14 protein-coding genes are annotated in these 10,314 nt (G+C 26.4%); 1 reads left to right on the top strand and 13 read right to left on the bottom strand.

Annotated elements, in window-relative coordinates; translation table 11 throughout:
- The 13 genes from ACO409_RS09160 to ACO409_RS09100 form a co-directional block, all read right to left on the bottom strand.
- The coding region (locus ACO409_RS09160; protein WP_485556582.1) for an AAA family ATPase at positions 1-568 on the bottom strand (568 nt) is incomplete at its 3' end.
- 292 nt (positions 569-860) lie between these two features.
- Complete coding sequence (locus ACO409_RS09155; protein ID WP_485556580.1) at positions 861-1,526, bottom strand: hypothetical protein; 666 nt, start codon at positions 1,524-1,526, stop codon at positions 861-863.
- A gap of 529 nt (positions 1,527-2,055) precedes the next feature.
- Positions 2,056-2,418, bottom strand: a complete 363-nt coding sequence (locus ACO409_RS09150) for a hypothetical protein (protein WP_485556578.1) — start codon at positions 2,416-2,418, stop codon at positions 2,056-2,058.
- 32 nt (positions 2,419-2,450) lie between these two features.
- Positions 2,451-3,014, bottom strand: a complete 564-nt coding sequence (locus ACO409_RS09145; protein ID WP_485556576.1) for a hypothetical protein — start codon at positions 3,012-3,014, stop codon at positions 2,451-2,453.
- Between the two features lie 66 nt (positions 3,015-3,080).
- Positions 3,081-3,497: a YjdF family protein gene (locus ACO409_RS09140; protein WP_315047024.1), complete on the bottom strand. Its 417-nt coding sequence runs from the start codon at positions 3,495-3,497 to the stop codon at positions 3,081-3,083.
- A 138-nt stretch (positions 3,498-3,635) separates the two neighbouring features.
- A complete protein-coding gene (locus ACO409_RS09135; RefSeq protein ID WP_485556574.1) occupies positions 3,636-4,295 on the bottom strand; it encodes an NAD(P)H-dependent oxidoreductase in 660 nt (219 codons plus the stop codon).
- 59 nt (positions 4,296-4,354) lie between these two features.
- Positions 4,355-5,278, bottom strand: a complete 924-nt coding sequence (locus ACO409_RS09130; RefSeq protein ID WP_485556572.1) for a deoxyribonuclease IV — start codon at positions 5,276-5,278, stop codon at positions 4,355-4,357.
- Positions 5,279-5,509: 231 nt separating this feature from the next.
- Positions 5,510-6,133, bottom strand: a complete 624-nt coding sequence (locus ACO409_RS09125; RefSeq protein WP_485556569.1) for a hypothetical protein — start codon at positions 6,131-6,133, stop codon at positions 5,510-5,512.
- A 13-nt stretch (positions 6,134-6,146) separates the two neighbouring features.
- Complete coding sequence (locus tag ACO409_RS09120) at positions 6,147-6,917, bottom strand: TrmH family RNA methyltransferase (RefSeq protein WP_485556567.1); 771 nt, start codon at positions 6,915-6,917, stop codon at positions 6,147-6,149.
- A gap of 340 nt (positions 6,918-7,257) precedes the next feature.
- Positions 7,258-7,599 (bottom strand): histidine triad nucleotide-binding protein, encoded by a 342-nt coding sequence (locus tag ACO409_RS09115; protein ID WP_485556565.1) that lies wholly within the window; start codon positions 7,597-7,599, stop codon positions 7,258-7,260.
- A gap of 111 nt (positions 7,600-7,710) precedes the next feature.
- The gene (rpiB, locus tag ACO409_RS09110; RefSeq protein WP_485556563.1) at positions 7,711-8,139 is read right to left on the bottom strand and encodes a ribose 5-phosphate isomerase B; all 429 of its coding nucleotides are present in this window, start codon (positions 8,137-8,139) and stop codon (positions 7,711-7,713) included.
- Between the two features lie 213 nt (positions 8,140-8,352).
- Entirely contained in the window at positions 8,353-8,760 is a 408-nt protein-coding gene (locus tag ACO409_RS09105) for an acyl-CoA thioesterase (RefSeq protein ID WP_485556561.1), read from the bottom strand.
- A gap of 60 nt (positions 8,761-8,820) precedes the next feature.
- Positions 8,821-9,063: a KH domain-containing protein gene (locus tag ACO409_RS09100; RefSeq protein ID WP_010124409.1), complete on the bottom strand. Its 243-nt coding sequence runs from the start codon at positions 9,061-9,063 to the stop codon at positions 8,821-8,823.
- Positions 9,064-9,319: 256 nt separating this feature from the next.
- On the opposite strand from ACO409_RS09100, the gene ACO409_RS09095 reads away from it, so the two are divergent.
- Entirely contained in the window at positions 9,320-10,243 is a 924-nt protein-coding gene (locus tag ACO409_RS09095; protein ID WP_485556559.1) for a tRNA 2-thiocytidine biosynthesis TtcA family protein, read from the top strand.
- Positions 10,244-10,314: the final 71 nt, after the last annotated feature.

Below are 10,314 nucleotides of genomic sequence, written 5' to 3'. Positions count from 1 at the left end.
ATCCTTTATCAAAAGCATTTATTATTGGAGCATCGTATTCATCTATTAAAATTATGACTTTTTCTCCATAATATTTATTTAAATAATTTGATAAATCTAAAAGTGAAGTTTTAAAATTTCTCTCACTTCCTGTTATTTCCCAAATTTTATCAAACTGTCTTTTTTCAACAATATTTAATTTTTCTCTTAAAAAACTGTACTCATTAAAAATTTTATACATAATATCCTTAATGCTTTCAAGACATTCTTCCCAAGTATCTTCTTTTAAATCCTTCAGTGAAACGAAAATTACAGGATATTTCCCCTGTTCGCTCATATATTCACTATTATATATTTTCAAATTTTCAAAAAGCTTTTTATTTTCTTCTTTATCTTTTACATCAAAAAAATATCTTAACATTGACATATTCAATGTTTTTCCAAATCTTCGTGGTCTTGTAAAAAGTGTTACAGGAGCTCTGTTTCTCAATAATTCTTCTATTAACATCGTTTTATCTACATAATAATAATCTTCATTTATTATTCTTTCAAAATTTTCAATTCCCACAGGAACAGCTTTTTTTCTCATAAAATCACTTCCTCTTTTATTTTTTATAAATTTCAATATATTAATTATACCACAACTTGATATTTAAAATAAAGTCGTTTGAACGCTCTGTGATGCTTTCTTTTTAAATTTGAGAATTTGAAATATTTTGAGAATTGGTTTGGGGATATGGACTGGAGAACATTGATAAAAATCTAAAAGAGACTGTCTCAACTTTGATTCTGAATTTGTACAAAATTTTTATGCACTCTGGCATTATATTTTGAGTTTGCATAAAATACTAGACACTCTCTTTTCAATATTCTAATATATTCTATAAATCATTTATTTTTGTTTCTAATTTTTTTCTTTTTTCATTATTTTTATCCTGTTCTTTTTCAAATTGTGTTACAAATTTCCCTTTTTCTCTATATTCAAAATATTCTTTTGGAATTTTATCTTTAAATAACTCAAATATTTTTTCTACAAATTTCTTTTCATAACTCAGTAAATAAGGACTTTTTTTATGAATTATCTTATTTTCAGTAAATATTGTAAATTCTTCATTAATAGTTGATATAGGATAGTACCCTTCTTCTTCAAAATAATCAAATTTATCATATAGACTTGAAGGAATTATTTGATCAAAGAAATAAACTTTTTTTATTTCAATATCATCTTTATTAATATAATATAATTCTAATTTTGTTGAATTTTTAAATTTTAAATTATCCCAAACTAATTTTCCATATAAAAACTTCTCTCCATTTTTTAATGGAATATACTCTCTAGAATAATATTCCTCTATTTTTTTAGATAAAAAAAATTTGAGTACTTCATCTTTGTTATCATAATTTTTTATATATTCAACACCATACGAATTTTCTGGATTTTCATATACCTTAAAATACATAACATATGTATTAAAATTATCATTGTTTAAAACATAATCAAATCCGCCTATTATTTCAGCACCAATTGCTGATTCATTTTTTTTCATACTATGTAATCCCAAATTAATTAATTTATTTGAGTTACAATATACAATACTTTGAAATAAAATAATTAACAATATTATGTATTTTTTCATCATAAATTATCTCCTATTTTTTTATATTTGATTTTTGTTCTATATAAATTTCTTTTTCACTAAACTAAATAACTTTAAGATTTTCCTAATTAGAACTTTGATTCTTTATTTTTTCAGAAATTATATTTTCACTATAATTAAGTTCATCTATATTATTTCTTTTTAAAATTAAATATTTAAAATATCTTATTGAAAAAAACAGATTGAATATGATGTACTAGCAATCTAAGTTTGTTTAAAAGTATCATTTTTAAAGCCCATATAACATCTTTTGGTAAAAACTTTAATGCCTTAAATGAAAATTTTGGTTTGTAGGGATTATATGGGTGAATTTGGTATAACCAAAATATTTGTATTAATATTTGGAATATATAAAAACAAGAGAAAAAAATAACCGCTGTCTTTTACAACAACGATTATTTAAAATTTAATTTTTATTCTATTTTGAAAAAATTAAAATAGTTTCAAAAGTTCCACCATCATCAACTTTTTTCTTGTCTGATGATGTCATATTTTGATTTATGGCTTTTTTTACTGCACTGTCTAAATTATCTTCAGTTCCATTTACAAATACTTTTAAATTTTTATCGTTATTAAAATTTGATAATTTTTCTAAAGTATATTTGTATTCACCATTCTTTTCCTTTTTGTAAATAATTTTATAAGTCGAAGAAGCGTTTACTTGCTTTAACGTTTCTGAACTAATGACATTTGCTTGATTAAAGTTTAATAATTTTTCAGCAGACAAATTTATGCTGAATACAGAAATCAATGTTAACAATATAAGGTTTATTTTTTTCATATTTTCCTCCTTTCTTTTTTATTCCAAACTTTTTACCAATCTTTTATTAATTCTAAGAAGAATTGTTTGTTGATATTATTTCCTAATTTTGTACTTATAACAATAAAAATATTATCATCAATTTTTTTTATAATTTGATCTAATTTAACTTTTTTACTATGGTCTTCAAACTTGTTAAAATATGTATTTTCACTTATTTTCACTAAATTTTCTTTTTTTGAAAATTCTCCAAAATTTTCAGTATAAATATACATTGGTAAGGGGACTTCTTTTCCTTCGTAATAAATATAAAAATTTAGTGGTTTAGAAAATTGTAAGGAATCATTAAACAGAGAAACTGGACTTTCTCTTAAATAAAGATTTTCTGGTACTAAGATTTCTTTATTAGTATTTTTAATTCTTATTTTTTTCTTGTTTTCACTAAAAATTACTGAATTTATTTTTTTATTATTTCCATGGTAAGTATTATATTGAGGTTTAGGAGGAGGCAATAACCCTTCCCCCTGCATTGAACCTATGATTGCAGCTGTTGCAAGACAGGAATTTAAACAGAAAATACTTAATAAACATAATATCAACAATCTTAATATTTTCATCTTAATTACCTACTCTTTCTCTTAACTTTTTTAATGTTTCATTTACATTTTGATTTGAACCTTTTTTTATTTCCCTTTATGTTTCTGTTTCTTTTTCTCCTGTTTCAATAAAAATTTTCTCTGTTTTTCAAGTTCTTTTTCTTTTTTTGTTTTGATTTTTCTTTCTTTTTTATTTTCTTCATACTGTAGTTTTAAAATTTCTTCCGATTTTTTCAAAAATTTTTTACTTTGAAGTTCTTTTTTTATTTCTCGTTGTCTCCGTTTTGGATTTTTTACTTTTTCATTAAAATTTGACTTCATTTCATTACTAAATTTTAAAGTATCAAACCTTTCCAATATAAAATCATAAATTTCATATTCTTTAGGTTCTGAACCAAAAGTTACTTTACAAACTGACAAATTATTATTTTCAATATTTTCAAAAATTCCTACCCAAAACGGATTTTCAAAAAAAACTGTCAATTTTCCTGAAATTTTTTTCATAATTTCAGCCTCCTTAAAATTTTTTTATAAAGAATGGACAACCTAAGGAGGCAGGTTACTTACATTACTGCGTCTGGACTACCGACCAGAACTGTGTTTTTATCTTTATTTATATTTATTCATTTTTTAATATATTTTTTATTCAATTATTTCCAAAACATCTTTTAACTCTCGTCTTATCTTTTTAGGTTGCTCTTCATCCCTATACCCAAAACTTACCATCACAGAGACTCCATACACATTCAAGTCAAGAAGTCCCATATCCGATAAATATTTTTCCAATTGCTCTTTATTAAATCCTTCAATCGCACAACTGTCAATTCCTAAATAAGCCGCAACTGTCATCATATTTCCAAGTGCAATATAAGTTTGTTTTGAAGCCCAGTCAAAAAGTGTTCTTTCATTTTCCAATAATTTTAAATGTTCTTTCTGAAATTTCGTAAATTTATCTTTCACTGCTTCAAATGTTTCATCAGAAACTTTCTTCAAGTTTTTCCAATTATCTCTAAAATATTCACTATCTCCAGTAACATCTTTTCTTGCCAAAATTATCACAATTTCAGTTGCTCCATTCAAGCTATTCAAAGCTCCCCAAGCAAATTGTTTAAAATCATTTCTCATTTCTTCATTTCTCAAAAGTAAAAATTTCCAAGGCTCCATACCAAATGAACTCGGTGACAATCTCGCACTTTCCAAAATTGTCTTCAAATCTTCATCAGACACTCTTTTTTCCGTACTAAATTTTTTGCAAGCATATCTTTTATTAAACACTTCCAATATTTCTTCATTTTTTGTCATTTTAACCACTTCTTTCTATTATTTTTTTATTTTTAATTCTATATTCATCTCAAAAAATTTTATTGATTTTTTATCTTCTCCATCACATTTTCATCAAATTTCCCAGCTCTTAACATTTCAATCTCAAATTTATATGGCGGAACTTTTTTAGCCTTCTTATCATCACTCAAAGCCACATAAGGTGTTTCCAAAATCTTAGGCAAATGAGAAAATTTTTCAAAATGTGCAATTTTATTCAACACTTCAAATCCAATATAACCAAAACCAATATTTTCATGTCTGTCTTTATGTGCCCCAACAGGATTTTTACTATCATTCAAGTGAATTACTGAAATTCTGTCAATTCCAACAATCTTGTCAAACTGCTCAATAACTCCTTCAAAATCATTCACAATATCATACCCAGCATCATGAACATGGCAAGTATCAAAACAAACACTAAGCTTATCCTTCAATTTCACACCATCAATAATTTTTGCAATTTCCTCAAAGCTTCTTCCACATTCTGTACCTTTCCCAGCCATCGTCTCAAGTGCCACAGTAGTTTTCTGCTCTTTCGTCAAAACTTCGTTCAATCCTTCAATAATCTTATCAATCCCAGCCGATGCACCTTCCCCAACATGAGCTCCAGGATGAAGCACTATTCTAGGTGCACCTATTGCATCTGTTCTTTCTATTTCCGTTCTCAAAAACTGCACTGCAATCTCAAAAGTTTCAGGCTTTACCGTATTTCCAAGATTTATAATATACGGAGCGTGAACAACAATGTCATTTATATCAATACCATTTTCTCCCATATGTTTAAGCCCAGCTTCAATATTCAATTCTTCAATTGACTTTCTTCGAGTATTTTGCGGTGCTCCAGTATAAATCATAAAAGTATTTGATCCATAAGAAATAGCTTCTTTCACAGAACCCAGAAACATATCTTTCCCGCTCATTCCCACATGCGATCCAATTTTAAAAATTTCTTTTTTTGACATTTTCTATTTTTACCTTTCTATATTTTATATTTATTCTAGTTAGTTACAATTTATAACTATCTTATCAATTATATCAATCATATTGTTTATAATTTTACAAAATTAATAATCCAAATAGTTCACTTTTTTCTTAATTCCAGAAATTTTTTGACTATTATTTTTTTCTAAATATTTTTCCATATTATAATTATATTTTCTTCTAAATCTATTTAACTCTTATAGATTATCTTCCTAATTCTTTATTAACTCTTTTGCAATTTCATCATCTGGAACATACTTTGTTATAAATTTAGGATCTCTTTTCGCCGTTTTAAAAAATCTTTGTAAAACATCTTTTGCAATATTGTCGTATATTTTTATATCCAGTTTTTCCGACAATTCCTTTTGCAATTCAAGATAAGACGGCATATCGTCCCCATAAGCATCTTCAAAATCTTCCCGCCCTTCTGGTTCTGCTTTTTCCACTTCCTTTTCCAGCATTTCAAAATTTTCCAAATATTCCCTATTCGCATAATTCCACCAAAAATTAGCACAATTTAAAAGCAGTTCAAACCATTCTACCAAATTCTCAGCGATTCTCCCGCACTCAAGCGGAGAATCAAAACAGGCAAATCCAATACTGCCATCTTCCAGCAAAACATAAACCCCAGCTCCACCATCTTCGGCAAAAACCTTTCCATCAATATTAAATTCATAATCTGGATATTCATCTTTCACCGATGACAATTCTTTAAAATCCAATGCAAACAATGCTTCTGTTTTTTCTCTCAAATCTTCATTTTCTAAAACCATTTTGAACAATTCAGATTGAGTATATTTTTTATTTTTTGTTAATTTTTTTGTATTTTCAAACATAAAATTCTCCATTCTACAGATTTTCCAGTTTCTCTCTCATCTTATACAAAAATATCCCTGTTGCCACACTTACATTTAGTGACTCAATATCCCCATAAATCGGAATAATTGCCTTTATATCTGAATTTTCTATCAAATATTCAGACACTCCGCCACCTTCATGTCCAAAAATAAATGCATTATTTTCCCGCAATTCAATTTTTTCATAAGAAATCGAATCTTCATGTAAAGCTGTCGCTATTTTTAAATAATTTCTATCATTCAAAAATTTTACGATATTTTCAGGTGTTTCATAAATTATATTTAATTTAAAAATTCCACTCATTGTGGCACGTACTGTTTTAGGATTGTAAACATCTACAGATCCTTTTGTCAAAATTAAATTTTGAAAATTTGCGGCAATCATCGTTCTAATAATTGTTCCAGCATTTCCTGGATCCTGAACATCATCCAAAATTACCACATCGCCTTTTATATCCTCAATCGTATTCAAGTTTTTTGAATATAAAAATATTATACCTTGACTATTTTCCTGTGTTGAAACTTCATCAAATAGATTATCCTTTAAAATTGTCAAATTATCATGCTCAGAAATCCCATATCTTTCATCAAAATATTCAAACTTCGATTCCTTTACAATGATTTTATTAAAATTAATATTTTCATTTAAAAATTTTTCCCCTTCAGCCTTAAAAATGCTATTTTCATCACGATACTTCTTTTTATCCAGCTTTTTTAGCAATTTATAAAATTTGTTATCCGAACTTGCTATCACATCTCTCATTTTTTATTTTCCACTTTCCATTTTCTAAATTTAAAAATAATATTTTTTATTAATATACTCGAACTATTCAAAATTAAACTATTAAAAATCATATAAATTTAGGATTTGGGTAAAATCATCATAACTTTTAAGTTTGGTTTTAAACCACTTTTATTACAACAAGGGGTCAAGACCCCTTGTTAAAATAATTATTTAGTTTATTTATATCCTAGTTTGATTTTAAAATAATTTAAGTATATTCAAAAATTATTTTTTTATTTGTTATATGTAATCATTTTTATAATTTCTATTCTTATCTTTAAGTTTAGCTTCTTAATTTTCTATTTTTGATTATCTTTATTTATTTTAATTTAACTGGCAATTTTTCTCCACCTAAAACGTGATAATGAATATGTAAAACTTCCTGTCCACCATTTTTTCCAATATTAGTTATAACTCTATATCCATCTTTATCTATCCCTAAAATTCTTGCTACTTTTGCCACAGTCAACTGTAGTTTTCCAAGTAACAAAGCATCTTCTTCTGTTGCCGCATCCAAACTTTTGATTTCTTTTTTGGGAATTACAAGCACATGAACTTTTGCTGCTGGATTTATATCATGAAAAGCCAAGAACTCATCATCTTCATATACAATATTTGCTGGTATTTCCTTATCTATTATTTTTTTAAAAACTGTTGACATAAAAATCACTTCCTTTTTCTATTTTTTCTTATTATTCTTCAGTTTCAGCAAGAAATCTTGCTCTCTTGCCATCTTTTAAAAAATTACTATTACTTTTTAGACATTTACTAATTACTGTTCAATTTTCCCAACTCTTCTAGCATGTCTGCCACCTTCAAATTCCGTATTTATAAAAGTTTCGACACAAGCTAATGCTAAGTCTTCTCCCAAAACTCTGGCTCCCAAAGCGATTATATTGGCATCATTATGAAGTCTTGAAAGCCTTGCTGTATATTCGTTGTGACAAAGAGCAGCACGAATTCCATTTATTTTATTTGCAGCAATAGAAATTCCAATTCCAGTTCCACAAATTAAAATTCCAAAATTTGCCTCTTTATTTATAATTTTTTTACTAACTTCCTTTGCAATATCAGGATAATCAACCGAATCTAACGTGTCAGTTCCCACATTTATAACTTCATGTCCTTTACTTCTAAGTTCTTTCATAATTTTATTTTTAAATTCTACACCTGCATGATCATTTCCAATTACTACTTTCATTTGTAAAGCCTCTTTTCTTTATTTTTTATAATAATTTTAAATTTTATTTTTCTTATATTTGTACTACTAAATTTTAAATATATATTCTAAACAAATCTAATATTTAAATTTTTCTTTTAAATAATGAATTTTTTAATTTCTTAATATAATTTTTTATTTTGATAAAATAAACTTTTACTAACTAAGTCATAGTTATACAAATATTTTAAACAATTATTTAATAATTTTTTCAAGCAATTCATTTGAAATTCTCTTTAATTTCCCATTTTCATCCACAAAAACATTCACAGTTTCAGCCTTTGCCTTTAAAATTCCATCTAAACTATACATTTCATAAGAAAATCTAATTTTAATATTATTTATTTCCTCAATTTTTACAAAAATTTCAATTTCTTCATCATACTTTGCCGAATTAACATATTCAATATTTAGTGTCTTTACTGGCAAAATAAATCCCATATCCTCCATATTTTTATATGGAAAAACATCCCTAAAATATTCAGTTCGTGCCATTTCCATCCATTTTAGATAATTTGAATGATACACAACTCCCATTTTATCTGTATCATAATAATAAACTCTGAGTTTAAAGCTCTTTTTCTTTAAATCATAAGTTTTCATAAATTCGCTCCTTGATTATTATAAAATCTAGTGTTGTTTTATTTGAATATTTTTTCAAACTTACATTTCCTTAACTTCAATTTTTATACTTTTTTTATCTTTTTTCCCAATTGATGACATAAGAACTCTAAGTGCTGTAATAATTCTCCCGTTTTTACCGATAACTTTTCCCATGTCTTCCTTTGTCACGTTAATTGTAATATCTACAAACTTCCCCTTTTCATTACTTTCAATCGTATAACTTTCAGTAGAATCTAATAAATTCTCAATCCAAAAATCTACAGTTTCAAAATATTTACTCATTTATTTTTTCCCTCCATTTTTTATCCAAAATTTATATTTTCTTACGGTTATTATACCATATTTTCAATATTCTTATCAAATTTTGTTTTTAAATTAAATAGTAAAAAATTTATTTATTAATTTAATATTTTTAAAATAATATGGGAAAAAAATATAATTTTAGCATAGTTGATTGGAGTATTTTTTTATGTTATAATATTTTTTGATCACTTAAATAAATTAAGGCTAATATGAACTTTAAAAGGAGTTACAAATAATGAATTTTGAAAATGATCTCGATGACAAAAATATAATAAATAATGCAGAAAATGCTGATAAAATCGCCTCTACTTCTCTTGGAAGCGCAGTTTGTGAAACAGTTTTACCATCAGTTCCACTTCAGCCATTAGAAACCATTGAAAGAAGCATACAAAAAAAATACCGTTCAGCACTTTGGACACCATTTGTGCGAGCTTTAAAGGAATTTGAGATGGTAAAGGATGGAGATAGAATCGCAGTTGCAATTTCTGGTGGAAAAGACAGTCTCTTACTTTCAAAGCTATTTCAGGAATTAAAAAGAGCCAGCAGAACTAATTTTGAAGTAGTTTTTATTTCAATGAACCCAGGATTTAATCCTGCTAATTTAAATAATTTGAAAAAAAATCTAAAACATCTAAATATCCCGTGTGAAATTTATGATGACAATATCTTTGAAATTGCCGAAAAAATTGCAAAAGACTATCCTTGCTATATGTGTGCCAAAATGCGGCGTGGCAGCCTTTATACAAAAGCAACTTCACTTGGTTGCAATAAGCTTGCTCTTGGGCATCATTTTGACGATGTTATCGAAACTACTCTAATGAGTATGTTTTATATGGGAAAATTCGAGACAATGTTGCCTAAATTAAAGTCCGATAATTTTAATATAGAATTGATTCGACCTCTATTTTATGTTGAAGAAAAGGCAATCATAAAATGGGTAAGAAATAATGGAATCCTGCCGATGAACTGCGGATGCACAGTAGCTGCTGAAAAGACTTCCAGCAAACGTCGTGAAACAAAAGAATTAATTGCACAGCTTGTAAAAAACAATCCAGACATAAAAAAACGTATCATTCAGTCAACTCAAAATGTAAATTTAGAAAAAATATTAGGATGGAAAGATTCAAATGGAAGATACTCGTATTTAGACAATTTTTAGTTAAATAATTTTTAAAAAGAAAGACTAACTATAAAAAGTCAAGCATAAATTTTAAAGTTTTTAGATAAAAT

This window comes from Leptotrichia sp. (genome assembly GCF_057270615.1).
Note: the sequence above shows the minus strand (reverse complement) of the source record. Positions and strands in the feature narration are given on the sequence as shown.